The organism is Paenibacillus sp. FSL K6-1217, from assembly GCF_045040735.1.
GTDB lineage: Bacteria > Bacillota > Bacilli > Paenibacillales > Paenibacillaceae > Paenibacillus_AQ.
The window spans coordinates 3,472,726-3,499,059 of sequence record NZ_CP150271.1; the positions used below are offsets into that span (position 1 = coordinate 3,472,726).

The window sequence follows — 26,334 nt, forward strand, 5'->3', positions numbered from 1 at the left end:
AGAGGCCTGCTCCTGCTTATGTAGGGTAGGCCCTATTTGGTCTGGAGTCCGCAACACTCTTGCAGATAATGATCAAGAATCCGAAGGGGCTCTTGTAACGCCTGGTTCGGAAACTTATGAGTTACCTTATAGCCTACTCTTGGAGGCACCGACACCGCCAGCTTCTGAAGCACAAACTCTCCCATTCCCATCATATGTACACCAATCGAAGCGGGAACAATCGTCCATTGCCGGGCATCGGTCAAAAAAGTAGTGATGAGCCCCGCAGTGTCCAGATGAACACGGGACGGGCACAGCGGGTCCCACCACTGGTCATGTCTGAATTGAAACTCTCTATTCCAATTCACGAATACCTCGTGCTCTGCCGCCAGCTCTTCCATTGCCACCGTATCTCCAGCCTGCCGCCCCGGTACAGCCAGGCGCAACAGCACCATCTCTTCCGAGAAAAACGGTTGAACAGTAACACTAGGCGACACAATCTCCCGCACCACAAACGCCACATCCATCTCACGCCGCTCAATACTATCGAAAGCCTCCTGAGTATGCTGGGTACGAATCTGCAGCCGGATGGACGGGGTATGCTGATTAAGCAATCTATACACAGGAGGCAGAACAAAGTGACTAATACTTTCGGCAGCGCTTATGGCCAGACTTAGCTGCGAACCGTTAGCCTTTAAGATTTGCGTTTCCCGCCAGAGCGCCTCCCATCTTTCCGCAATGCTAAAAAAGTTCTCCCCCTTTGGGGTTAAGCTGATTTTGGGTGCCCCTTTTCTCCGCTCCACCAACAGGCCCCCCATCTCCTGCTCCAAAGTCTTTAACCGGTAACTTACCGTAGCCTGTGACAGATGCAGCAGATCGGCCGCTTTACTGAGACTCCCGGTCCGTACGATAGCTAAAAATGCTTCAACCCCAGGAAAATACATATAATCCCCCTCGATATATAGAAAATATTAATATAGTTCACAAAATATTTGCGTTTTACAACATTATTCGTTATATCTAAAATTATCATTAACATAGATAAAGGGTCAAATAGTCCAGGTTAAGAAAAGGTGGTTTAACCATGAAGGTTCTCATCGTTGGTCATTTTAATGAAACTGCACGATCAAATATTGCCGGGTATTTTCCGCAAGACTGGAACGTTGTCATCGTACCGCCGGGACAAGAAATGCTGCATCACATCGAAGATTGCCAGGTCCTAATTCCTGAACATATCAAAGTTGATCATAGCCTGCTTGCTGCCGCCAAACAATTACAATTGGTACAGACCGGTGCTGGTTTTGATAATGTCGATATCTCTGCCTGTACCCAGCTCGGCATTTGGGTGGCCAATGCTGCAGGAGTGAATGCACAGGCCGTGGCCGAGCACGTAATGGCATTCATATTGTCTTATTATAAAAACATACCGTTTCTTGATTCTTTCATGAAAAACAGGCTGGATGAACATCAATTGGACTATACAGGAAGTGAATTAGAGGGCAAGACCATAGGGATTATCGGGCTCGGTGCTATCGGAAAAAAGGTAGCAGCGTTTTGCAGCGTTTTTGATATGAATGTGCTGGCTCATGCGAGAAAAGCTGTAGTCCCATCTGACGACTTTGTAAAAATGACCGATTTCGATACTCTGCTAAGTAACTCGGACATAATCAGTGTACATGTTCCCTTGACGGAGCAAACCAAACATCTGATCAACCAAGAAGTATTTAAAAAAATGAAGAATACGGCTCTTTTTATCAATACCGCCCGCGGGGGAATTGTCAACGAAAGGGACTTAATCAATGCGTTAAAAAACGGGGATATCTCAGGCGCATGCCTGGATGTCTATGAATCTGAACCGCTTCCTATAGACAGCGAGCTCCGCAATCTGGGTAATGTAATTCTTACTCCTCATACCGCAGGAATGCCAGACGGCCGAAAATTCCACAAGAAAAGATATGATTTCTTCATAAATAATATAAAACGTGTACAGAACGGGCAAGAGCCGCAAAGCAAGCTCAATCAGTTATTATAGTGCCGGTGATAGGTGCAAGTGAAAACGGCGGTGCCATCCTTTTAACTCTTCCATCCGTCAGCTTTCTGACGACACCCAGTGTTAACCATGAGTAGCCTTATCCTTATTACACGGAAACTATAGTTTCCTAACAATTAAAAAAGGTTTATGAATTGTATTTATACAATTCATAAACCTTTTTTTCATACCGGCGAGAGGACTCGAACCTTCATGGTTTCCCACTCGATTTTGAGTCGAGCGCGTCTGCCATTCCGCCACGCCGGCTTTAATATGATATATATCCGCTAAGGACAATTAAGTTTTAGTTAGTTATTCGATGATGTTAAAATGGCGCGCCCTGAGAGATTCGAACTCCCGGCCTTTTGATTCGTAGTCAAACGCTCTATCCAGCTGAGCTAAGGGCGCAAAATATGGAGCGGACGACGGGAATCGAACCCGCGACCCTCGCCTTGGCAAGGCGATGCTCTACCGCTGAGCCACGTCCGCACACGGTATGTATTCAACTGCTTCAAAAAAAATGGCGGAACCGACGGGATTCGAACCCGCGATCTCCTGCGTGACAGGCAGGCATGTTAGGCCAACTACACCACGGTTCCAAATAATTGCGGGGGCAGGATTTGAACCTGCGGCCTTCGGGTTATGAGCCCGACGAGCTACCGGGCTGCTCCACCCCGCGTCAGTAATAAATATTCTCTTATTGCTTGCAAAGTCTGCATGGTGGAGGCTGAGGGGTTCGAACCCCCGACCCTCTGCTTGTAAGGCAGATGCTCTCCCAGCTGAGCTAAGCCTCCATCGAAGAAGCAACTTAATGATCATAACACATTTTCATGAGATAGACAACCATTATTTATTTCAGCTTTAGAGATTGAAGAAGTGAATGGTGACTCGTATGGGATTCGAACCCATGTTACCTCCGTGAAAGGGAGGTGTCTTAACCCCTTGACCAACGAGCCAGATCAACAAACATTCTTTCGACAACAAAAGATATTATATCAAATAAAATAGAATAATGCAATAGAAATGATATTATTCTTCAATATATTCCGGATATGCATCACACACAAAGAGCTTGCTCTCAAGCCCGCTAAGACACAGCTTCACCTTATTGGGGTCCTGGAGCCCTCTTGCTTCACAACGGCGCTCCAGCCTGACGTACAAGGTCTCTGAGGAAGCAGACCATAAGAAACGACGGTCTCTCTTCCTTCCTCTTAAGTCTGCCCATGATTGCTATGAAACACATCAGTAATAGCATACAAAAAGACCACTGTCTGAGAATCAACAGTGGTCTTGCGTGCTTGGCAACGTCCTACTCTCCCAGGACCCTTCGGTCCAAGTACCATCGGCGCTGGAGGGCTTAACGGTCGTGTTCGGGATGGGTACGTGTGGAACCCCTCCGCTATCGCCACCAAACGTGCACTTGCAGGGCAAATGCAATTATTCAGGTCTCAGCATCGCCAAATGCTGAATATCAAATCCTCTTCATCAAGCTACTAGAGCCTGCTGAATCAGAACTTGATTCCTGAAAACTGAATCCGAAACGAATCTGCGTTTGCCCTTCTTACGGGGCCCCCGGAAAGTATTCGGAATCGGCTTCGTCAGCCTTTTCTTCACTTTTTGGGGTATTTTTTTGGATAAGCCCTCGACCGATTAGTATTGGTCAGCTCCATGCATTGCTGCACTTCCACCTCCAACCTATCTACCTCGTCGTCTTCAAGGGGTCTTACATACTGGGAAATCTCATCTTGAGGGGGCTTCACGCTTAGATGCTTTCAGCGCTTATCCCGTCCGTACGTAGCTACTCAGCCATGCTCCTGGCGGAACAACTGATGCACCAGCGGTACGTCCATCCCGGTCCTCTCGTACTAAGGACAGCTCCTCTCAAATTTCCTGCGCCCACGACAGATAGGGACCGAACTGTCTCACGACGTTCTGAACCCAGCTCGCGTACCGCTTTAATGGGCGAACAGCCCAACCCTTGGGACCTACTTCAGCCCCAGGATGCGATGAGCCGACATCGAGGTGCCAAACCTCCCCGTCGATGTGGACTCTTGGGGGAGATAAGCCTGTTATCCCCAGGGTAGCTTTTATCCGTTGAGCGATGGCCCTTCCATGCGGTACCACCGGATCACTAAGTCCGACTTTCGTCCCTGCTCGACTTGTAGGTCTCGCAGTCAAGCTCCCTTATGCCTTTGCACTCTGCGAATGATTTCCAACCATTCTGAGGGAACCTTTGAACGCCTCCGTTACTCTTTAGGAGGCGACCGCCCCAGTCAAACTGCCCGCCTGACACGGTCCCCGTACCCGATAAGGGCACCAGGTTAGAACCTAGATACGATCAGGGTGGTATCCCAACGGCGCCTCCGCAGAAGCTTGCGCTCCTGCCTCACCGGCTCCCACCTATCCTGTACAGATCGTACCCAAATTCAATATCAAGCTGCAGTAAAGCTCCATGGGGTCTTTCCGTCTTGTCGCGGGTAACCTGCATCTTCACAGGTATTAAAATTTCACCGGATCTCTCGTTGAGACAGCGCCCAAGTCGTTACGCCATTCGTGCGGGTCAGAATTTACCTGACAAGGAATTTCGCTACCTTAGGACCGTTATAGTTACGGCCGCCGTTTACTGGGGCTTCGGTTCACAGCTTCGGATTGCTCCTAACCGCTCCCCTTAACCTTCCAGCACCGGGCAGGCGTCAGCCCGTATACTTCGCCTTGCGGCTTCGCACAGACCTGTGTTTTTGCTAAACAGTCGCTTGGGCCTTTTCACTGCGGCCCCCTCGGGCTATTCACCCTACCGAGGCACCCCTTCTCCCGAAGTTACGGGGTCATTTTGCCGAGTTCCTTAACGAGAGTTCTTCCGCGCGCCTTAGAATTCTCTTCTCGCCTACCTGTGTCGGTTTGCGGTACGGGCACCTTCTCCTGGCTAGAGGCTTTTCTTGGCAGTGTGAGATCATGACCTTCGCTACTATAATTTTCGCTCCCCATCACAGCCCAGCCTTACGATGTGCGGATTTGCCTGCACAACAGCCTCACTGCTTAGACGGACATCCATCAGTCCGCGTCACTACCCTCCTGCGTCACCCCATCGCTCGTAGCGGATTACGGTGGTACAGTAATTTCAAACTGTTGTCCTTCGACTACGCCTGTCGGCCTCGCCTTAGGTCCCGACTTACCCTGAGCGGACGAGCCTTCCTCAGGAAACCTTGGGCTTTCGGCGGATCAGATTCTCACTGATCTTTTCGTTACTCATACCGGCATTCTCACTTGTATACTCTCCAGCGCTCCTTACGGTACACCTTCAACGTATATACAACGCTCCCCTACCCCAGATACAAAGTATCTAGCCATAGCTTCGGTGGTGTGTTTAGCCCCGTTACATTTTCGGCGCAGAGTCACTCGACCAGTGAGCTATTACGCACTCTTTCAATGGTGGCTGCTTCTAAGCCAACATCCTGGTTGTCTGTGCAACTCCACATCCTTTCCCACTTAACACACACTTGGGGACCTTAGCTGATGGTCTGGGCTGTTTCCCTTTTGACAATGGATCTTAGCACTCACTGTCTGACTCCCGGCAAGAAGTAAATGGCATTCGGAGTTTGACTGAGCTTGGTAACCCTTGCGGGCCCCGCACCCAATCAGTGCTCTACCTCCACCACTCCATTCACCGAGGCTAGCCCTAAAGCTATTTCGGGGAGAACCAGCTATCTCCGAGTTCGATTGGAATTTCTCCGCTACCCCCACCTCATCCCCGCATTTTTCAACATGCGTGGGTTCGGGCCTCCAGTGCGTGTTACCGCACCTTCACCCTGGACAGGGGTAGATCACACGGTTTCGGGTCTACGTCCACATACTTAGTCGCCCTATTCAGACTCGCTTTCGCTGCGGCTCCGGCTTCTCACCTTAACCTTGCATGTTAAACGTAACTCGCCGGTTCATTCTACAAAAGGCACGCCATCACCCCTAAAACGGGCTCTGACTTTTTGTAAGCACACGGTTTCAGGTTCTATTTCACTCCCCTTCCGGGGTGCTTTTCACCTTTCCCTCACGGTACTGTTTCACTATCGGTCGCCAGGTAGTATTTAGCCTTAGCAGATGGTCCTGCTGGATTCATACGGGGTTTCACGTGCCCCGCACTACTCGGGATCCGTCTCGGAGGGAACACAGTTTGGGCTACAGGGCTTTTACCTCTATCGCGGGCCTTTCCAGACCTCTTCACCTACCGTATTCCTTTGTAACTCCATGTGAGACGTCCCACAACCCCAAGAGGCAAGCCCCTTGGTTTAGGCTGTTCCGCGTTCGCTCGCCGCTACTGACGGAATCACTATTGTTTTCTCTTCCTCAGGGTACTTAGATGTTTCAGTTCCCCTGGTCTGCCTCTACGCATCCTATGTATTCAGATACGAGTAACTGCGAATTACCACAGCTGGGTTTCCCCATTCGGACACCCCCGGATCAAAGCTTGCTTACAGCTCCCCGAGGCAGTTTCGTTGTTCGCCACGTCCTTCGTCGGCTCCTGGCGCCTAGGCATCCTCCGTGTGCTCTTAGTAGCTTAACCAACGTTCCGGTATTTTGCTTGTTTGCACAATCAAAACCCTTCACTCAGTATTACTAAAAACTTCAAACTTGTTTACACAAGTTCAGCTTAAAGGAATGTTCTAAAACGCAAATTCGTTTCGGTATCCAGTTTTCAAGGATCAAGTCTTACTGAGAGTTTGAGCTCTCAAAACTGACCAACGAGTGAGTATTCGAACCCAAGGGTTCATTGTGGAAGCAAAGCTTCCGATTTGAATGTTTCCGTTGCAGGAAACGATTCTCCATAGAAAGGAGGTGATCCAGCCGCACCTTCCGATACGGCTACCTTGTTACGACTTCACCCCAATCATCTACCCCACCTTCGGCGGCTGGCTCCCTTGCGGGTTACCCCACCGACTTCGGGTGTTGTAAACTTCTCGTGGTGTGACGGGCGGTGTGTACAAGACCCGGGAACGTATTCACCGCGGCATGCTGATCCGCGATTACTAGCAATTCCGACTTCATGCAGGCGAGTTGCAGCCTGCAATCCGAACTGAGACCGGCTTTGCTGGGATTGGCTCCACCTCGCGGCTTCGCTTCCCGTTGTACCGGCCATTGTAGTACGTGTGTAGCCCAGGTCATAAGGGGCATGATGATTTGACGTCATCCCCACCTTCCTCCGGTTTGTCACCGGCAGTCACTCTAGAGTGCCCAGCTCAACCTGCTGGCAACTAAAGTCAAGGGTTGCGCTCGTTGCGGGACTTAACCCAACATCTCACGACACGAGCTGACGACAACCATGCACCACCTGTCTCAACTTTCCCCAAAGGGCACCTGATGCATCTCTGCTTCGTTAGTTGGATGTCAAGACCTGGTAAGGTTCTTCGCGTTGCTTCGAATTAAACCACATACTCCACTGCTTGTGCGGGTCCCCGTCAATTCCTTTGAGTTTCAGTCTTGCGACCGTACTCCCCAGGCGGAGTGCTTACTGTGTTAACTTCGGCACCAAGGGTATCGAAACCCCTAACACCTAGCACTCATCGTTTACGGCGTGGACTACCAGGGTATCTAATCCTGTTTGCTCCCCACGCTTTCGCGCCTCAGCGTCAGTTACAGCCCAGAAAGTCGCCTTCGCCACTGGTGTTCCTCCACATATCTACGCATTTCACCGCTACACGTGGAATTCCACTTTCCTCTTCTGTACTCAAGTCACCCAGTTTCCAGTGCGACCTCAGGTTGAGCCCAAGGTTTAAACACCAGACTTAAATAACCGCCTGCGCGCGCTTTACGCCCAATAATTCCGGACAACGCTTGCCCCCTACGTATTACCGCGGCTGCTGGCACGTAGTTAGCCGGGGCTTTCTTCTCAGGTACCGTCACTCCGGTAGCAGTTACTCTACCGGACGTTCTTCCCTGGCAACAGAGCTTTACGATCCGAAAACCTTCATCACTCACGCGGCGTTGCTCCGTCAGGCTTGCGCCCATTGCGGAAGATTCCCTACTGCTGCCTCCCGTAGGAGTCTGGGCCGTGTCTCAGTCCCAGTGTGGCCGTTCACCCTCTCAGGTCGGCTACGCATCGTCGCCTTGGTGGGCCGTTACCCCACCAACTAGCTAATGCGCCGCAGGCCCATCCCCAAGCGGCAGATTGCTCCGCCTTTCATTCTCTCCTCAGGAGAAGAAAGAAATTATCCGGTATTAGCTACCGTTTCCGGTAGTTATCCCAGGCTTGAGGGCAGGTTGCCTACGTGTTACTCACCCGTCCGCCGCTAAGTCTAAAAGGAAGCAAGCTTCCTTTTAGACTCCGCTCGACTTGCATGTATTAGGCACGCCGCCAGCGTTCGTCCTGAGCCAGGATCAAACTCTCCAAATTGGTATTTAGAAAGAGCGATTGCTCATTTTGAAACATCTGACGAGAATTGTTACATCCTCTATTTTTGGATCTCACCGAAGTGATTTCCCACTCACTCGTTGTTCAGTTTTCAAAGATCAAGCTCGTTGTTGGCGTCGATTAGCTCGTCATCAGCAACTTTTATAATATAACATCTTCTCCTTCTGAATGCAACATTTTTTTCTAATGAAGTAAAATGTTTATTCGTAGGAGTAGCATGTCCAATCCTCTTGCAAGGCATCTGCCTTTCGACTGGATATACAATATATCATGTTAACTAGCTGCTAACAACCCGTATTTTTTTACCATTTTCGTAGTAGTTCTATAGGCTTTCATAGATAAACTATATAATGCTGTGTACCTGCTTGCTTTACACAAAAAGCACATGCAGCCCTCTTATATCCAGGACCTGCATGTGCAATCTGCCCATTCGGGACTGTTTAATTTGGAATCCACGGACCGCTCTTCTTAACTGCTGCACTTGGACGCGTGTTAGAGTTCGATCGCGGTTTGGCGTGAGCTTTATCCTTGGAGGAAGAGGTCTGGCTGGACGTTTTCGCTTTTGACGCACCCTGTTTGTTATTTGCTGGTTTTGAATCTTTTTTGGCTGCTGTAGTCTCAGCTTGCCCCTTATCAGGCTCTACCGCTTCCTCCACCACAGGCTCAGGATTCTGAATCTCGGGTACGCGGTTATGGGCAAAGTTCTCCATGCCCGGATAAGCCGGATATGGCGGGATATTCGATACCATAAGCTGTTCATACATCGGCGATACCATGTTAGGCATTCCATTCATTCCTGCCGCATAAGGGGCAACCATTCCCATCTGCGGCATGCCATACACCGGATACCCGTTATACATTGGCTGCTCATACGGATAGGGCTGAATCGACATTCCGCCGCATCCGCAGGAAGGCCACGGAAGATTAACCTGCTCGCTCTGGTACTGCGGTGCAAAAGCAGCATTATCACCGGCAGGACTGACTGCAGACATATTCACATTATTGTAATCCGGCGCTGCATTAGGATACCACGCTCCGGGATATTGCTCTGCCTGACAGGCATTAACCGGCTGAGCATAGATCGGCGGACATTCCGGCATGAACGAAGCAGGCTGAGCATAACCCGGAGCGATATTCATGTTATTCATATTGTTCATGTTGTTCATATCCATATTGGCCATTGGCTCATATATGGGATACACCGGTGCATAATTCATGAAATACGGATTCTCGTTGAGACCGGGATAACCGCTGCTCTGTTCCGATGGCGAGGCTTTACCCTCCCCCCAGGAGGCGGGCTGAACGTCTGTCTTATGATGTACTTCTTTGGACTTCTCTTCCTGCGCAGGAACAGAGATTTGCACATACAAGCTTTGTTTCTCATGAACGGCTTCCTGAACCGGCTTGACTTCCGGCGCTTTATTGGGTGCAGGAACGGATAACGGAATAGGAATTGCTTCTGCCGCAGGAGCAGGAACTGGCGCTTCTGCTGGTGCCGGAGCCGGTTTTTCGATGACACCGGTGTAGGTTTTACCGCCAATCGCTGTTTTATCTACTACTGCCGGAGCAGCGGACTGTGCCTGAATGGGGGTCGTATTAGCTTTTACCGGGGCGGTGGATTGGGCCTGGATTGGAGAAGTACTAACTTTCTTAGGGATATTCACAACCTCACCTGTCATTAGTGCATTAGGATTCTTAAGCTGCGGGTTGGCATCAATCATATCCTTGAGTGTAATGCCCCAAGCCTTCGAGAGCTTCCATAAGGTATCGCCTTGCTTGACTGTATGCTTATAGTAGATATCATTGTTGTCCGGCACAGGCAGAGCTACGGGCGCAGCCGGGATCTTAACCTTGTCTCCTACCGCAAGCACATCAGGATTGGTGATTTGCGGGTTGGCCTCAACTATTTTTTGCAGCGGCACTCCATACTTCTGTGATAACGCAAACAGCGAATCACCTTGCTTTACAATGTGTATTTTCACGCAGCATTTACCTCCTAAAAGTATCTATTGATCGGCGTTGCACCCCGGTTCAGGGATGTTAGCCCTCCAGATCGGTAGTTGCGGTACAGCCGCCTCCTTCGTTACTACATCTTATGCAGCCCATGGGCGAATGACATCCCTATATGCAAAAAAAATCCTTCCATGCTTGGCATGAAAGGATTTTTCTCTATTGGCTCGTGCGAATGTACTGGACTATTCCCAAACCTTGTAGCCATCTTTATCAACCACATTGCGGAATTCTTCCAGCAATTGCAGCGTGATTGGCCCGGCCTGGCCGGAACCGATGACTCTGCCGTCGATCTCACGGGCGGCAATTACTTCTGCCGCTGTTCCGGTGAAGAAGACTTCATCGGCAATATAGACATCATGCATGGTGAACGGCTCTTCCTTAAGCGGCAGCCCAAGCTTCTCACACAGCTCAATGATCGCCAGACGGGTGATGCCTTCCAGAGCGCCCAGGTAACATGGCGGTGTGTAGACTACCCCTCTTTTGATAATGAAGATATTATCGCCAGAGCCTTCGGTTACATAGCCTTGAGCATTCATCATGATCGCTTCATCGGCTTCCGCCAGGTTCGACTGAATCTTCACCAAGATATTGTTCAGATAGTTCAGCGATTTGATCTTCGGATTCAGGGCATCCGGAAGATTGCGGCGCTGGGAGACCGACACGGCACGAAGGCCGTTCACATAAGCCTGCTCCGGGTAAATGGCCAGCTGCTCTACGATGATAATTACACTTGCAACGGGGCAGCGGCGCGGATCAAGACCCAGGTTGCCGGGACCGCGTGATACGATCAGCCGGATGTACCCGTTCCGCATTTCGTTCAGGCGGATCGTCTCGGCCATGGCCTCCAGCATCTCATCATAGGTCAGCGGAATGTCGAGCATAATCGATTTCGCCGAATCATACAGCCTGTCCAGGTGCTCCTTGCATTTGAAGATATTGCCGTTATAGATACGGATACCTTCGAAGATTCCGTCTCCATATAAAAAGCCGTGATCGAATACGGACACCATTGCCTTGTCCTTCGTTACATGTTGTCCATCCAGATAGATCCATTGCTCAGCCATGAACTTACTGCACCTCCGCTTTCTCTTCCTCATAGGTGTATGTGGGATAGGACCCCAGAATCCGTACCTGACAGCCCAGGGCTTTGATCTCTTCAATCGCACCCGGGAGCAGTACCGATTCAATCGGTTCCAGCACATCAATATAGAAATAATAAGTACCCAGCTTCTTCTTCGTCGGCCGTGATTCAATACGGGACAAGTTCAGCTTACGCCAGGCAAAAGCAGCCAGCACCTGATGCAGCGCACCAGGGAAATCCTCGGGCAGCGTAACAAGAATACTCGTCTTGTCCCCGCTGCTCTTCTGCGGAAGCTCCAGCTTCTGCGGGCCAACCAGTACAAACCGCGTGAAGTTGTTGTTATGGTCTGTAATCTGGCGTTCCACTACTTCCAGCCCGTGTGTAGCCGCTCCGAGCGAGGTACCAATGGCAGCCCAGCCTTTGCCGGGATTGCCCTTCACAATCTCCACCGCTTCAGAGGTGCTTCCCACGGACTCCAGCTCAGCCCAAGGCACAGCCTTACGGATGAACTGCGTGCATTGCGCCATCGCCACCGGATGGGACAGAATTTTGACAATCTTTGAATAATCCTTAGTCCCGTTCTGATCCGTGAATTCTTGGGGATTGCCGATCAGATTCTGCACCGACGGGAAAATCCACTCCGCCTGCATCGGCAGATTCACTTCATTAATGAGCCAGTCAATATGCAGGCTGACCGAGCCTTCAATCGTATTCTCAATCGGAATTACACTGTAATCAGTAACTCCGCCGGCCGTGGACAGAAAAACATCGGATATCAGCTTATGATGCTTAATGCCAACAGGATTACCGCCAAATAGATGCAGCAGCGCTTCATGCGAGACCGAGCCCTGAGGCAATACCGCTATTGATTTCATGACTGTAATTCTCCTTTTATCATATCCAAAAATGATCCGTTTTGCATCCCGTTTCTTTCAAGCAGCTCCGCAGTGACACCTGTGGTGCAAGGAGGCAGCCATAAAGTACGGGCAGAGATTCCGTTCTCCTGCATGGTCTCAGTTAAAAACAGCTCCAGCTCCTGCTTCCGCTGCTCGCTGCGGTCCACCATACATAACAGAGTCGGGCCTGCACCGCTAAGCGCAATCCCCAGCGCGCCGTGGCCCGGAGCTTCAGCCAGCAGCTTCTCCATTCCCGGCACCAGCGGTGCACGGTAAGGCTGATGCAGCCGGTCCTGCATGGCTGTGCCAATCAGGTCCAGCCGCCCTGCGGCTAACGCTGCGGTGAGCAGCGAGGTACGGCTGATGTTGTGGACAGCATCGCTGACCGTAACCTCCGCAGGCAGCGCCTCTCTGGCCTTGACGGTCTCCAGCTCGAATTCAGGAATGACCACCAGGAATTCCAGCTCCTGCGGCGGCTCGATCCGGATATAATCGGCATGCTCGCCATCCCATACGGCCGTAATAATTCCCCCGAACAGCGAGGCTCCGACATTATCAGGATGTTTCTCGATTGCAGTAGCCATATCGAACAGCTTCGCCTGACCGAGCGGTGAACCTATCATAGCATTCGCCGCAGCCAGGGCGCCAATAATGGCCGAAGCACTGCTGCCAAGCCCGCGGGCCAGCGGGATTTCCGAATACATGGAGATGGACAGCTCCGGAACCTGGACCCCGGCCTCTGCAAATACCATCTGGGCAACCTTGTAGAGCAGATTGCTTTTATCCCGGCGAACTCCGGCCATCTCATCTCCATACAGATGAAATACGGTTTCAGCCGCTTCCTCCATTTCAATCCAGGCATACAGCGACAGAGCCATGCCCAGCGTATCGAAGCCCGGACCGAGGTTGGCGGTGCTGGCAGGGACCTTCACTCTAGACCTTCCGTACATACTCATGGCGGGTAAATCTCCTTCATTATATTTGCACGCAAGCCCTGTGTTCCAAGGACGCTGCGATGTTTAGCCTTCTACACGATAATGGCTCTTGATGCGGTGAATGACATTCAGCTGCTCCAGATGGCGCAGCACTTTGTTCATACTGGCCCTGCTGGCGTTATGCGTCACAATGATAATTTCGGCGTCCGGATTATTAGGATTGGCCTGCTGTACCACAGAATCCAGGCTGACATCATATTCGGCAAACACCTGGGTGATCTTCGCAAGTACCCCGGCCTTGTCATCGACATGAAGCAGGAGGAAGTTTTTGTAATAAATATCTTCGTCGCTCTTCAGCTTCTTCTGCTTATACGGCACAATCTGCTTGAGCCCGTTGACCCCCAGCTTCAGGTTCTTGATGACGGCCACGAGATCCGCCACAATCGAGGTTGCCGTAGGCATCGCCCCAGCCCCCGCACCGTAGAACATCGTCTCCCCTACAGCCTCACCATATACATACACCGCATTAAAGACGCCATTCACGGAGGCAATCGGGTGGTTCATACGGATCATCGTAGGCTGGACGCTAATGCTGAATGCTTCATCCTGGCGTTCGGCAATCCCGAGCAGCTTCATCTCGTACCCCAGCCGTTTGGCAAAAGCCATATCCTCCTTGCTGACGCCGGAAATCCCGCTCACACTGACATCGCTCAGCTCCACATTGGTCCGGAAGCCCAGCGTACCCAGAATGGCCATCTTGCGGGCCGCATCCAGTCCCTCCACATCGGAGGTCGGATCAGACTCGGCATACCCCAACTCCTGCGCTTCCTGCAGTGCGTCGAGGTAAGACGCGCCTTCCTGGCTCATTTTGCTGAGAATGTAGTTGGTTGTCCCGTTCACAATCCCCATAATCTTCATAATCTTATCCGAGGAAAAGCCTTCGATCAGCGTGCGGATAATCGGAATGCCTCCCGCCACACTTGCCTCATAGAACACATCACACTGCTTCTCCTGCGCCTTCGCCAGAATCTCCGACCCGTGCAGGGCCATAAGGTCCTTATTGGCGGTTACGATATGCTTGCCGCGCTCCAGCGCCTCCAGAATGTATTCCTTCGTCCCCGCGATTCCGCCCATGACCTCAACAATGACATCAATCTCCGGGTCACGGATAACTGCCCACGGATCATCGGTTATCTTGGACGGGTCCACTTCGATATCACGCGGCTTCTCGGTATTCTTCACGGCAATACGTTCAATCAGGATCGGCGAACCAACCTGGCTGCTCAAATCCTCCTGATTTCCTTCCACAATACGGACAACGCCCGTACCTACAGTTCCCAGACCCAGCAGACCTACTCTAACCGGCTTCATTCGTATTCTCACCCCTGACCAATAATTAACGCACGCTTCACACCGGGAATCGCCTTCAGACTGTCCAGCAAATCGCCCAGTTCTTCATTCAGATGGGAGATCTCGACAGAGATCACCACGTTAGCCCGCCCCTGCAGCGGGATACTTTGATGGATCGTCAGCACATTCGCCCCGTGGACTGCCACGGAACCGAGCACCTTGGACAGCATGCCTGACTCGTGCTCCAGATCAATCGAGATCGTCACAATGCGTTCGCGCTCCAGCTGATGAATTAAGTGTATCCCATCTTTGTATTTATAAAAAGCACTGCGGCTAAGTCCGACCTGTTCCACGCCCTCGTGTACGGTTTTGGCATCTCCTGCTTCCAGCAGCTGTTTGACCTGCATGGTCTTCAGCACCGCATCGGGCAATATGTCCTCCCGGACCAAATAATAGCGTTCTTTCACGAACGTCCTCACCCCAAAGACTTTTGTATGTACATAGTGGACATTATACGGGATTGAAGGCTTTTATGGCAATAACTTTCTGCAAACATGCGAAAAAGGCTGTCCCTCTATCATCTAGGAGGAACAGCCTTCACCAGCAATAATATTAAAAATGATATCCGCCTTGTAGGATCAGCTATAAGCAATGGTCGTCCCACAGTAATCACAGTTAGTGGACTGATCTGGAGCTACCGTATTCTGGGCCCCGCAGCCGGGACAACGCACTGACTTGGGAAGCCGCTGCTGCTGATCGGTCTGCCTTGCAGGCGGCGAGAAGGGGGACGAGGCAGCTTGTCCTGCCGCACTCTGCGGCATTGTATCGGCTCCTTCATGGAAGAGCAGGCCGGAGGCCAGCACTCCATACTTTTGCAGATAGTTGAGATCTCTGTTCACATCGCCTTCGCTCTGCCCGGTGCGGTCAGCCAGATTACCGGTATAGCGGACTCTCTCCACCGTGATCAGATGTACATACTGATTGGCGAGCTGCGAGAAGCGGAATCTGGCTTTGGCAGCGCTTCTGGCAAATACAGCCGCGGGCAGGAGCAGCACCAAACCTACGAAGATCAAACCTGATATCAGTGTTGTGGTGTCCATCCCCGCATCACTGAAGATGGAAATTACGACAACACCCATCATTTGCAGGAATCCTCCTACAAATACATGGAACAACAGACTGTAATTGACGGGCTTGCGGTAATTTTTATAATGAGTGCCCAGCAGGCGCACCAGCGCAAGCACAAGTCCGAGCGGCATAAACAGATATCCGGCACCGATAGTTACAATATCAAAAGTGGTCCGCTCATACTTAGGCAGACTATCTGAGGGCTGTCCTTCCCGGCCCGGCAACAGTCCCCCCAGCTGATTCCCTATCCCCATTGCTGTCTATTCCTCCTATTTAAGCGCCGCCAGCTCCTGGTTACGCCGCCGGAGCGTGCCGGCAATACTCTCGGTTAATTCCTCGGTCTCCGTGTCCCAGCGGGCCGGCGGCTCCTTCAGGACAAGCAGCAGAGCCACATGGTCATGCAGCAGGGAGATCTGCTGCCTAATGATGTCTTCCGTTGCATACAATCCCGGTCTCGATACCGGATCACTATAGCGGAATTTCTCCTCCAGCGCCCCGATCATCTCCATCAGCCTGCCCGCCTCAGGATGCTTCCAGGTGCCTGCAATCACTCTGATCTCATACAGCTCCTGAATGTGAGTACGCAGGCTCCGCGAAGCGTCCGCAGCCCTGCGTTCTCCCGAGGCGGCATTCCAGCCATAGGCCCCTGTAGCCGCAAGCACGATGGCTGCTGCAATCAGGACAACCAGCTGCTCTACCGCATACCAGAGCGGGCTCAGTTCCAGAATCCAGTCCAGCAGAATAGCCGAAGCAAGGACCGCAGTAACATATAAGGCCAGAATCACAGCCCCGCTGATGAATACCGGTGAAGTCCGGCCCGCTTCAGCAGCGCGGCGCAGCCATAGCATACAATATACATAAACTGCGGTCTCTGCCATACAAACAGCGAGCAGAGTCACTACGAAGCGCGGCAACGATTCCGAGAACCCCAGCGTGAAGAAGGCACCGGCAGTAACCGCCAGAACAGCAGCATAAAGGACAGTGACAAGACCCGTAAATGACCTCTGGCTCTGCACTCCGTTCACCCGTTAGCCGCTCTGGTGCCGCACTCTGCGCAGAACTTCTGTCCGGGCTTCAGCTCATGCCCGCAGCCTGTGCACTTCAGGATCAGGCCTTCTCCGCAGTGCGGACAGAATCTGGCACCGGGGATGACCGCCTTGCCGCAGCTATGGCATACCTCATTCTCCGCTGCGAGTGCCGGTTGCAGGCTGCGTCCGCAGCCGGTACAGAAGCGTGCATCTGCCGGATTATGGGTTCCGCAGTCCGGGCAAGATTTAGAAGCGGCAGGATCAGGTGCCGGCTGGCTGACTGTACTGCCGTCCAGGGACATGCTCCGGGTCATACGGGTGGCTATCTCCGCCGCAGGTCCGGCCAGCCCAAAGCCCATGCCGAGTCCCAGGCCCGCATTCATCATGCCCGCGCCTACATTGCCGGGATTGCCTGCCGCTTCCTCCATGGCATCGAAGCTCCGCTCCTGCTGGTAGGTGAAGCCGATAATGTCCATCTCTGCTTTTTTGGCTAAGGCTTCCTTGAGGCGCAGGGTTGCCGGATCATCATCGGGAATATTGATCGAGTCAATATAAAAGTTGTTAAGTTCAATACCGCTATCCAGGAACGAAGAGGACAAGCGCCCCTGAATATGCTTGGATATCTCAACCACGTAGGCGTTGATCTCCAGAATGCTGATTTTTTTGTGCACCAGATAAGAAGAAATCAGTTCATTGATGTTGGACATCAGCAGGCCGCGGAAATAACTGATCATCGTATCCTGATCGAAGACCGGCAGCGTCCCCACCAGCTTCAGCAGGAACTTGCGCGGATCTTCGATTCGCACTCCAAACTGCCCGAAAGCACGGACCGCCACCATGAGTTTGTACTTGGGATCCTGGAGCTGCAGCGGAGCACTGGTCCCCCACTTGACGTTCATGGAGTTCATCTTGTTCACAAACCATATCTCTGCGGTGAACGGAGACTTGCCGCCGAACGGCAGATTCACCACATTCGACAGAATCGGAATATTCGCTGTGCTCAAAGTGTGCCGTCCGGCTGTGAACGAATCCAGCGCCTGCCCGCCCTTGAACAGAATCGCTTCCTGAGATTCATTCACTATCAGCTGTGTCCAGGTGCCCAGCTCCTGGTTCGGATACTTCCAGGCGAAGACACCCGGAGGCCCGTCATATTTGACTACTTCAATAATTGCCATCTGTCCATTCCCTCTTTCCTGACAGGTATGTATGATATACGCAGATTACACCCTTTGGATTCAACTTCGTGTCCCTTATATAATGATTGTAGTAAATTAATCCGGATATATAAAGAAAACTTTATTCGTAGAAATGGCTATGCCCTCTGTGAAGCGTCCCTGTATACATCAAAAAAGGCCGCATCCCCCTCTCGGAAGATACAGCCGGTATCCTGACGTATCTATTAATAGTAGCTGCTGTTCTCGACAAATTCGAATTCGAAGTCAGCAATCCGCACGATCGTACCTTCCACAGCCCCGCGTCTGCGCAGTTCGGCATCGACACCCATGTGACGCAAAGTACGGGCCAGCCTAAGAATGGCATCATGTGTGCTTAGCTGCATCCGCTTGATCATCCGCTCGATCCGGGGACTATTGACTACAAAGGCCTCGTTGTCACGGGTAATTGTGAATGAGTTATCGTCTTCCTCTTCCAGCTTATACACCTTGCGCTCTTTGCCGGCTACTTCTTCAACCACCGGAGCCACAGGAATACTGTCCAGAATATCCGTAGCACGGTAGAGCAGCTCTTGAACTCCCTGACGGGTCAGGGAAGAGATCGGCATAATCTCAAGATCCGGGCGAAGCTCCGCGACACGCTCACGGAAGGCAGCCAGGTTCTCCTCCGAATCAGGCATATCCATCTTGTTCGCCGCCACAATCTGCGGACGGTCGATTAGCGCTGCATTGTACTGCTTCAGCTCATCGTTAATCAGTACCCAGTCTTCAAAAGGATCGCGGCCTTCCGAGCCGGACATATCCACGACATGAATGATGATACGCGTGCGTTCAACATGGCGCAGGAACTCATGTCCAAGCCCCACCCCTTCACTAGCGCCTTCAATCAGTCCAGGCAGATCCGCCATTACGAAGCTGCGGCCGTCTCCGACATCAACTACACCCAGATTCGGGGTAATGGTGGTAAAATGGTACGCTCCGATCTTCGGCTGAGCCGCGGACACGACCGACAGCAGCGTAGATTTGCCGACACTTGGGAAACCCACCAGGCCTACATCTGCCATGACCTTCAGTTCCATGACGATGTAACGTTCCTGGCCCTCTTCACCATTCTCGGCAAGCTCCGGCGCCGTATTATTCGCTGTGGCGAACCGGGTATTCCCCCGGCCGCCCCGGCCGCCCTTGGCCACAACAACCTGTTGACCATGACGGGTCATATCCGCAAGGATCTCCTGGGTATCATCATCAATCAACACGGTTCCAGGTGGAATCCGTACGATCATATGCTCTGCATTTGCCCCGTGCTGGCTCTTGTTGCGTCCCTTAATTCCCTTATCGGCCTTGAAGTGCCGCTGATAACGGAAATCCATCAGGGTCCGCAAGCCTTCATCCACGCGGAAGATCACATCTCCCCCGCGGCCGCCATCTCCGCCGGCAGGACCGCCGTCCGGTACATATTTCTCCCGGCGAAACGCTACAAGACCATCTCCGCCGTCTCCGCCTTTTACATAAATCTTAGCCTTATCTACGAACATGAATGTTCACCTTCCTTACATCTCCAGCGGTAACCGCAGTTCCACATAACCCTTGGCAGGCTGTACCTGCTCCGCCTTCATGATTTTTCCTTGTACTATATTATAAATTTGCCCCTGAAGCAGTTCGGGATTGCCTTGCTCTCCCTCACCTCTGAAAGAGATCAGAATGTCCCTTCCCTCCTGTGAAAAGCTGAGCTCAAGCTTCCGCGTGTCTCCATGCGCCGTGATTCCGCTGTACTGGTACGCCCTGACCGTCTGCATAATGACCGAAGTCAGCTCTGACCCCGTCCCGGGACTCAGCTTGTCCTCCAGCTGCAGCCCTTCCTCCACCTGAATGTCCAGCTCCAGACTGCTTCTGAACGTCCGGAAGGACTGCAGGTAGAATACCAGGGAAGGCACTCCCAATTTGGCAATACGGCTGTCCAGCGCAATACGCTCCTTTATTCTTTCCACACATTGTACGGATTTATCAGGCTTGCCCAGCTGGATATATCCGTAAAGCACCTGCAGATCATTCATCCAGTCGTGACGATGATGATTGAGTGTCCGGTTTGCCGCCTGCTGCAGAGTATTCTCCTGTATACGCAGTTCCTCTTCATATTGACGCCGGTTGTAGACAAAGCTGAATGCAAGCACTGCCGCTACCCAGATTCCGAGCAGCAGGCATGTGAAAAGGGAGGTTTGCCAATACACGAGACCTAAAGGAAACACTGCGGATAACATGACTGCCCAGACCTTACTTTTCCAGGATTTCATTCTTTCTCCCCGTCCCTTGGTTCGCAAAATTGATTCCAATGTAAGCACTGCTCATCTTGCTTCATATTCACCATTTTCCAGTATACCACAGGCTTTCTCCGCAATCACCAGAATCCCCACACAAAGTGAGGCTTAAGCTTCGATAGCGTGAAACATATAAACCCTTATAGTTTCAAAAAAAGCCCCCGGCACTGATGCCGGAGGCTTCTCATCTTCATAGGTTCTGCAAGCTTACGCTTCCAGTGCCGCTGCTACCGGAGCGACATCCACCGGATACACGCTCACTTTTTTGCGGTCGCGTCCCCAACGTTCGAACTTCACTACACCGTCCACAAGTGCGAACAGTGTGTCATCCTTACCGATGCCCACGTTCGTGCCCGGGTGGATTTTGGTTCCGCGTTGACGAACCAAGATGTTACCGCCGGTTACTGCCTGACCGTCAGCACGTTTCACGCCAAGACGCTTAGAGTGGGAATCACGTCCGTTCTTTGTGGAACCTACACCTTTTTTCGATGCGAATAATTGAAGATCCAATTTCAACATGTTGTCAACCTCCTTCTTCAAATGATGACTTCCTGTATCTGAATATATTTCCTGTAGGATTTAGCAATATCCTTGAGCATCAGCACCATGGACTCCAGCAGAAGCTGTACCTTGGCGGAGACTTCGGGATCATTCACGGGAACCAGGGTTCCGCTTAAGAATCCATCCTTCATCGAAGTATCCAGAACGACACCGGTCAGGCTCTCAATCGCATTCACAGTTCCCACCGTAACGGTCGAAACACCCGCGCAGACGATATCCCTGCCGTTCCTTGCGTATTCCGCATGCCCCTTGACGGCAAAACCGACAATGACACCCTGAGCAGAAGCCCGTGTAATCCGCACGTTAATCATTAACGCACCTTCTTACGCTTGAATCTTCTCGATAGTTACTTTGGTGTACGGTTGACGATGGCCTTGTTTCTTGTGGTAGTTCTTCTTAGGTTTGTATTTGTAAACTACAACCTTCTGACCCTTACCATGCTTCTCGACTTTGGCTGTTACAGACGCGCCGCTTACCAGCGGAGTTCCTGCAGTCAAACCACCTTCGTTAGAAACAGCCAAGACACGGTCAAACGTTACGCTTGCGCCGTCTTCAGCTTCCAGCTTCTCAATGAACAAAACATCGCCCTCTTGGACTTTGTATTGTTTACCGCCAGTTTCGATAATTGCATACATTGTACTTGCACCTCCTCATGTCTCAGACTCGCCTAGTCAAGGTGGCAATCCCCGGAGGAATTACGCTTCATCTACCCGATCGGAGCGGTTACAGCATGTGCAGGATTGGAACAACCAAACACATACTTGAAGATATTATCATAGATATAAGTCCAAGTCAATATCTTCCCACAAAACAAATACATCCTTTGGTCGTCTCTTCTACTCCAGCCATGTCCCCACCTTGCCCGTACCGCCGCAGCACTGGCAGGTAACCGGAGCAAATCCGGCAGAATCATGTCTGGCCTTCTTCCGGGTCATCTCCAGCAGACCGAGATGGGTCCAGCCGAGAATATGCGTCTTGGTCCGGTCCCGGCTGATAATGCTCTCCAGCTTGTCCGTCACCTGCCTGCGGTGCTCTTCCCGCTCCATATCAATGAAATCAACAATAATAATGCCGCCCGTATCCCGGAGCCGGACAAGCCGCCCGATCTCCTCCGCAGCCAGCAGGTTGGTCCGTGTCACCGTATCCTCAAGGTTCGTCCCGCCGGTGTACTGCGCTGTGTTCACGTCAATAACAGTCAAGGCCTCTGTCTCATCCCAGATAAGCGTAGCCCCGCCTTCGAGGATAATCTTACGGCCGAAGCTCTTGTGAAGCTGATCCGTTACTCCGTAAGCGGAGAAAATAGACTCCTGCCCCCTGTAGAATCCTACAGGCTTGAACCCTTCAGGAGCCATATCCGCAAGGAAGGCTTCCGCCTCCTTAACCGCTTTGGCCGAATCAATCATCAGCTCGTCACGCTGCGGATTGAAGGCATCCCGGATGAACCGCTGGACGATGCTCAGATCACAGTGCAGCAGGGCGGGCGCCTCCGCTTCCTTGGAACGCCGGGTAATCACTTCCCACTGCGCCCGCAGAAAAGCCAGATCCCCCTCCACGGCATCCGCCGGCTCGTCCTCGGAGACGGTGCGCATAATGAGACCTTCCTCACCCTGGCGCAGCCGCTCGCCGATGCCTTTGAGCCGGCTGCGCTCGGATTCCCGGCTTATTTTTTTGGAGACCCCGACATATTCGGCAAAGGGCATGTATACCATCCAGCGTCCGGGCAGCGTATAATGCGTGGTTACCCGCGCGCCCTTGCCGCCCCGCGGCTCTTTTCTCACCTGGACGACAATCTCCTGGCCCGGCTGCAGCAGCGTCTCAATCGAAGGCTTGACCTCCGGCTGCTTGTCCAGATGGGGATGCAGTACATCATCTACATAGAGGAACGCATTCTTTTTCTGTCCAATATCTACAAAGGCCGCCTGCATACCCGGCAGCACATTCATTACCCGGCCTTTATAATAACTCCCGACCAGACCTTGCTGCTGATCGCGTTCAGCCGCATATTCCACCAGCCTCCCGTTCTCCAGAAGTGCCATGCGGGTAATATGCTGTGTACAGTGAACGATCATTTGTTTCATGGCTTCACCTCTGGTTTGAATCATTTCTCGCTTTTACTTTCCGAAATAAGAAGCAATCAGACGCTGCTCCGGCACAACGGTTACAATATCCCGGTCGCCATTCATCACATAGATATAATGATAATGGTTACGTTTAAATAGACGCAATATCTCATCCAAAGGTTTCGCAAGCGGGGCAACTATCGGGCGGGCAATGCTCTCCGCCAGCAGATACCGCTCATAGATCCGCTCACGGTTCATCAGAAAGGCAACAAACCGGTACGGCAAATTGCGCTGGTCCTCCCAATTGGAATAGAGCAGAAACGCTCCGATCATCAGCAGGTTAAGGCGGAGACCGCCACCGTTCCCCAGCGGAAGCAGTGCGAACACGATCACTAGCAGACTGGCCGCAATGCTGACTCTGCCGGTCCACAGCAGCGTGTAATAATACGGAAGCAGCAGACTCAGGGCAGCCTGCAGGATTTTGCCTCCGTCCAGCGGAAGCACCGGGAGCAGATTGAACAGAGCAATCATCGCATTGGCTCCGATAAAATAATCCAGATAGGCAACATTTCCATACTCCACCTGCTTGAGCGCCAGCGCCATCAGAATCATTATTCCGTTCTGCAGGGGTCCGGCCAGGGCAATTCCAATTTCACGGACAGCCGTAAGCCGCCCGTGATCCTCTATTACCGCAACGCCGCCGAACGGCAGCAGTTGGACCGATCTGACGGTGACTCCGGCCAGCAGCGCCGCACATGCATGTCCAAGCTCATGAATGAATACGATCAGGAACAGCGTGAGCAGCTCCAGGAACTGTCCGGTAAACACAGAAACTATAAGAATCAGCACGAAGAGCGGATGCAGCGACAATTCAATGCCGTAGATCCTAATCAAACGATACCACTTCGGCGGGATCAATATAAGACTTGTCTTTCATAACCGCAAAAAATAGCAGCGGGACCCGGGCATCCTCCGTCCCTTGAATCCAGCCTATTTCGTCTCCGCTCTGTACCCAGTCATCCACCGCGAGCCGCGTCCCGCTCAAGTGACCGTATTCTGCTGTGATCTCCCCGGTATGGCGGACCGTAATACGGATGCCTCCCCGGGCTTCCTTCGACACGGCCAGTACACGGCCCGTATCTACACTTTTCACCGTGACACTGGCACTTGAATCGTCTGCCGGTATGATTTCAATGCCGGTAAGCGAAGTGGCAAAGGGACGCACAATGCTTCCCGCAAGCGGGGCGCTAAGCTCATGGGCGGCTGTCACCTTCTCCGCCGGTACCTGTTCATCTCCGAAGATCGGAATGAAGGAAGGGGCTCCATTGAAGTGTTCCTCATACCACACCTGTGCCGCTGCAAAGTCCATATCATTGCTGAGAATGTCTGTAATAAAATACTGCGCCTTCACTGCCCATGGCTCCTGCACGGCAAATATGCCCCATACAGCGCCGAAGACCAGCAGACTGGCCACCGTCCGCCGCAGCAGACCTGCACGGAATCCCTGTCCCGGTCCCCGCCCGTCCTCATCCTCCCAGTGGTTACGCTGCTGCTTCCACATCGTTTCGGGGTCAGGCTCAGGAGAAGAGGCAAATTCATTCCTGTCTCCTGCCCCCCATTCTCTGAATGAAGAAGGACTGTCAGGCAAACGGAACAGCTCTGGTGCTGCTCCCGCTGCCGGCTTCTCCTCCAGCAGACTTTGTATACGTTTCTTGCGGCGGTTCTTGGACTCTCTCGGGTATTCCATATTGATCCCTCCGGCGGGCTTGTTTTACTTTCATTTTATGAGTGGCGGAAGCCGCTTTAGAACAAGCCCTGTCCAAGTTCCTGCGCAACAGAAATAAGCCCGCTGCTGATCTCTCAGCAAGCGGGCTCTTAACGGAAGATCGCCATCTATAAGTGCGTGGCCGGGATTCAGCCCATTCCAAAAAATTTCTTGAGCTTCTTGAAGGCGCCTGGCTTCTGGTCAAGCTGCATCAGCGGTACTGCATCGCCAAGAATACGCCGGGCAATATTACGGTAGGCTATCGCTGCTAAGGAGTCCGGATTCATCACGGTAGGCTCTCCGTTGTTCGCCGCCCGGATGACCTGTTCGTCATCGGGCACAATCCCGATCAGGTCAATATTGAGCACCTGCAGAATATCCTCGATATCGAGCATATCCCCGGATTTCACCAGTCCTTGCCGGATGCGGTTCACCACCAGCTTCGGAGATTCCACATGCGACTGCTCCAAGAGACCGATAATCCGGTCTGCATCCCGCACCGCAGCATGCTCTGGAGTCGTGACCACAATTGCTTTATCGGCACCGGCAATGGCATTGCGGAAGCCGTGCTCAATTCCGGCCGGACAATCGATCAGAATATATTCATATTCTTTCTTGAGTTCCAGAATGATATCCTTGACCTGCTCCGGTGTAACGGCCGTCTTGTCCTTGGTCTGGGCTGCGGGCAGCATGTACAGCTCATCAAAACGCTTGTCCTTGACCAATGCCTGATTCAGACGGCAGCGGCCCTCCGCCACATCGACCAGATCATAGATAATCCGGTTCTCCAGCCCCATGACCACATCCAGATTCCGCAGTCCAATGTCCGTATCCACCAGACATACTTTTTTGCCCTGCAGGGCAAGCGCGGTCCCAATGTTGGCTGTTGTGGTTGTCTTGCCAACTCCGCCTTTGCCCGAGGTTACGACAATCGCTTCTCCCATGGAGGCTACACCCCTTTAAACACATTTAAATCCTGACGTAACTTCACTATATTATGAATTTTGTCGATTTGCATAGCGCCGCCTGATAAATAAGCAAATTCCATGCTGCTCTCCCGGGTACCCCATTCATCCGGGGGCCTGCTGATAATCTCAGCAATCCGGAGCTGGGTGGGCGCGAGCAGGGAAGCGGCAATAATTGCCTCCTGGTTACCGTTGATCCCGGCGTGGGCCATCCCTTTGAGCGCGCCAAGAATATAGATATCCCCTGAACAGGTAATCGTTCCTCCCGGATTCACATCGCCGAGGAACAGCAGATTGCCCTCATGATGCAGCACCTGGCCAGAGCGGAGCATTCCGCTCATCATGAACAAGGCCTCCGGATCTTTCTCTTCAGGATCTTCAATAGCTTCAACCGAACGGATCAGCAGATTCCCCTGACTCTTGAGGATCTCCAGTACCGCCTCTTTATCTTCTTCAGTAACCGCACGGTTGCCCAGCTTAATATCCACATGCACAATCGGTCCGGTCAGAATATTTTGATGGCTGTGCTCCAGCTTGTAACGAAGCTCGCTTAAGAGGTCTTCGAAGGGACACTTGTCGTCTAACAGGAATACCAGGCCATCCTTGATGCCCTTGATCCTTACATGCTTGGATTTAACTGTCATATGCCTGTCCCCC

General features: G+C 52.1%; 21 protein-coding genes, 7 tRNA genes and 3 rRNA genes. 1 reads left to right on the forward strand and 30 read right to left on the reverse strand.

Translation table 11 applies throughout. The features are described 5' to 3' along the window. Positions 1-32 precede the first annotated feature (32 nt). Positions 33-923 carry a LysR family transcriptional regulator gene (locus tag MHH28_RS15245; RefSeq protein ID WP_405116307.1) on the reverse strand — a complete coding sequence of 297 codons (891 nt, stop codon included), beginning with the start codon at positions 921-923 and terminating at the stop codon, positions 33-35. A 140-nt stretch (positions 924-1,063) separates the two neighbouring features. Between MHH28_RS15245 and MHH28_RS15250 the strand changes: the two genes are divergently transcribed. Next, a complete protein-coding gene (locus MHH28_RS15250) occupies positions 1,064-2,011 on the forward strand; it encodes an NAD(P)-dependent oxidoreductase (RefSeq protein ID WP_405116309.1) in 948 nt (315 codons plus the stop codon). A gap of 185 nt (positions 2,012-2,196) precedes the next feature. On the opposite strand, the gene MHH28_RS15255 is transcribed toward MHH28_RS15250, so the two are convergent. The 29 genes from MHH28_RS15255 to minC all read right to left on the reverse strand — a co-directional run bounded on the left by MHH28_RS15255 (position 2,197) and on the right by minC (position 26,321). After that, positions 2,197-2,275, reverse strand: a tRNA-Leu gene (locus MHH28_RS15255). A 64-nt stretch (positions 2,276-2,339) separates the two neighbouring features. After that, positions 2,340-2,416 (reverse strand) — tRNA-Arg (locus tag MHH28_RS15260). A gap of 6 nt (positions 2,417-2,422) precedes the next feature. Further along, positions 2,423-2,497, reverse strand: a tRNA-Gly gene (locus tag MHH28_RS15265). Positions 2,498-2,529: 32 nt separating this feature from the next. After that, positions 2,530-2,607: transfer RNA gene (locus tag MHH28_RS15270), tRNA-Asp, on the reverse strand. 6 nt (positions 2,608-2,613) lie between these two features. After that, a tRNA-Met gene (locus MHH28_RS15275) sits at positions 2,614-2,687 on the reverse strand. Positions 2,688-2,726: 39 nt separating this feature from the next. Beyond that, positions 2,727-2,802 (reverse strand) — tRNA-Val (locus tag MHH28_RS15280). Between the two features lie 87 nt (positions 2,803-2,889). Next, positions 2,890-2,964: transfer RNA gene (locus MHH28_RS15285), tRNA-Glu, on the reverse strand. Positions 2,965-3,304: 340 nt separating this feature from the next. Continuing rightward, positions 3,305-3,421: ribosomal RNA gene (gene rrf / locus MHH28_RS15290) — 5S ribosomal RNA — on the reverse strand. Positions 3,422-3,638: 217 nt separating this feature from the next. After that, a 23S ribosomal RNA gene (locus MHH28_RS15295) occupies positions 3,639-6,563 on the reverse strand. 265 nt (positions 6,564-6,828) lie between these two features. Beyond that, a 16S ribosomal RNA gene (locus MHH28_RS15300) occupies positions 6,829-8,390 on the reverse strand. Together the 16S, 23S and 5S rRNA genes with 7 tRNA genes alongside form the textbook arrangement of a ribosomal RNA operon. Before the next feature lie 458 nt (positions 8,391-8,848). Continuing rightward, positions 8,849-10,390, reverse strand: a complete 1,542-nt coding sequence (locus tag MHH28_RS15305) for a LysM peptidoglycan-binding domain-containing protein (protein ID WP_405116311.1) — start codon at positions 10,388-10,390, stop codon at positions 8,849-8,851. A gap of 213 nt (positions 10,391-10,603) precedes the next feature. Then, positions 10,604-11,485 carry a branched-chain-amino-acid transaminase gene (gene ilvE / locus MHH28_RS15310; protein WP_405116313.1) on the reverse strand — a complete coding sequence of 294 codons (882 nt, stop codon included), beginning with the start codon at positions 11,483-11,485 and terminating at the stop codon, positions 10,604-10,606. Between the two features lie 4 nt (positions 11,486-11,489). Beyond that, on the reverse strand, positions 11,490-12,377 hold the full coding sequence (pheA, locus tag MHH28_RS15315; protein ID WP_405116315.1) for a prephenate dehydratase: 888 nt from the start codon (positions 12,375-12,377) through the stop codon (positions 11,490-11,492). Further along, positions 12,374-13,354: a homoserine kinase gene (gene thrB / locus MHH28_RS15320; RefSeq protein ID WP_405116318.1), complete on the reverse strand. Its 981-nt coding sequence runs from the start codon at positions 13,352-13,354 to the stop codon at positions 12,374-12,376. The genes pheA and thrB overlap by 4 nt, the downstream gene beginning before the upstream one ends. A gap of 63 nt (positions 13,355-13,417) precedes the next feature. Continuing rightward, positions 13,418-14,704: a homoserine dehydrogenase gene (locus MHH28_RS15325; RefSeq protein ID WP_405116321.1), complete on the reverse strand. Its 1,287-nt coding sequence runs from the start codon at positions 14,702-14,704 to the stop codon at positions 13,418-13,420. Positions 14,705-14,712: 8 nt separating this feature from the next. After that, on the reverse strand, positions 14,713-15,150 hold the full coding sequence (locus MHH28_RS15330; protein WP_036698990.1) for an ACT domain-containing protein: 438 nt from the start codon (positions 15,148-15,150) through the stop codon (positions 14,713-14,715). A gap of 171 nt (positions 15,151-15,321) precedes the next feature. Then, on the reverse strand, positions 15,322-16,065 hold the full coding sequence (locus MHH28_RS15335) for a hypothetical protein (protein WP_405116323.1): 744 nt from the start codon (positions 16,063-16,065) through the stop codon (positions 15,322-15,324). A 15-nt stretch (positions 16,066-16,080) separates the two neighbouring features. Then, complete coding sequence (locus MHH28_RS15340; RefSeq protein WP_405116325.1) at positions 16,081-16,836, reverse strand: hypothetical protein; 756 nt, start codon at positions 16,834-16,836, stop codon at positions 16,081-16,083. Then, the gene (locus tag MHH28_RS15345; RefSeq protein ID WP_405116327.1) at positions 16,833-18,014 is read right to left on the reverse strand and encodes an SPFH domain-containing protein; all 1,182 of its coding nucleotides are present in this window, start codon (positions 18,012-18,014) and stop codon (positions 16,833-16,835) included. The genes MHH28_RS15340 and MHH28_RS15345 overlap by 4 nt, the downstream gene beginning before the upstream one ends. A 224-nt stretch (positions 18,015-18,238) precedes the next feature. Beyond that, positions 18,239-19,546, reverse strand: coding sequence for a GTPase ObgE (gene obgE, locus MHH28_RS15350; protein WP_405116329.1), 1,308 nt, complete (start codon positions 19,544-19,546; stop codon positions 18,239-18,241). A gap of 15 nt (positions 19,547-19,561) precedes the next feature. Next, positions 19,562-20,302, reverse strand: a complete 741-nt coding sequence (locus MHH28_RS15355) for a Spo0B domain-containing protein (RefSeq protein ID WP_405116331.1) — start codon at positions 20,300-20,302, stop codon at positions 19,562-19,564. Positions 20,303-20,533: 231 nt separating this feature from the next. Further along, positions 20,534-20,845, reverse strand: coding sequence for a 50S ribosomal protein L27 (rpmA, locus tag MHH28_RS15360; RefSeq protein WP_020429282.1), 312 nt, complete (start codon positions 20,843-20,845; stop codon positions 20,534-20,536). Between the two features lie 17 nt (positions 20,846-20,862). Beyond that, positions 20,863-21,198, reverse strand: coding sequence for a ribosomal-processing cysteine protease Prp (locus tag MHH28_RS15365; RefSeq protein WP_036698984.1), 336 nt, complete (start codon positions 21,196-21,198; stop codon positions 20,863-20,865). A gap of 12 nt (positions 21,199-21,210) precedes the next feature. Beyond that, positions 21,211-21,522, reverse strand: coding sequence for a 50S ribosomal protein L21 (gene rplU, locus MHH28_RS15370; RefSeq protein WP_341017227.1), 312 nt, complete (start codon positions 21,520-21,522; stop codon positions 21,211-21,213). Positions 21,523-21,723: 201 nt separating this feature from the next. Next, a complete protein-coding gene (locus MHH28_RS15375) occupies positions 21,724-22,965 on the reverse strand; it encodes an Rne/Rng family ribonuclease (RefSeq protein ID WP_405116335.1) in 1,242 nt (413 codons plus the stop codon). Between the two features lie 33 nt (positions 22,966-22,998). Beyond that, positions 22,999-23,841: a M50 family metallopeptidase gene (locus MHH28_RS15380; RefSeq protein WP_405116337.1), complete on the reverse strand. Its 843-nt coding sequence runs from the start codon at positions 23,839-23,841 to the stop codon at positions 22,999-23,001. After that, positions 23,834-24,694, reverse strand: a complete 861-nt coding sequence (locus MHH28_RS15385) for a peptidoglycan DD-metalloendopeptidase family protein (protein WP_405116340.1) — start codon at positions 24,692-24,694, stop codon at positions 23,834-23,836. The genes MHH28_RS15380 and MHH28_RS15385 overlap by 8 nt, the downstream gene beginning before the upstream one ends. 167 nt (positions 24,695-24,861) lie before the next feature. Next, positions 24,862-25,656: a septum site-determining protein MinD gene (minD, locus tag MHH28_RS15390; RefSeq protein WP_405116342.1), complete on the reverse strand. Its 795-nt coding sequence runs from the start codon at positions 25,654-25,656 to the stop codon at positions 24,862-24,864. Between the two features lie 5 nt (positions 25,657-25,661). Further along, positions 25,662-26,321 (reverse strand): septum site-determining protein MinC, encoded by a 660-nt coding sequence (gene minC / locus MHH28_RS15395; RefSeq protein WP_405116344.1) that lies wholly within the window; start codon positions 26,319-26,321, stop codon positions 25,662-25,664. Between the last annotated feature and the right edge of the window lie 13 nt (positions 26,322-26,334).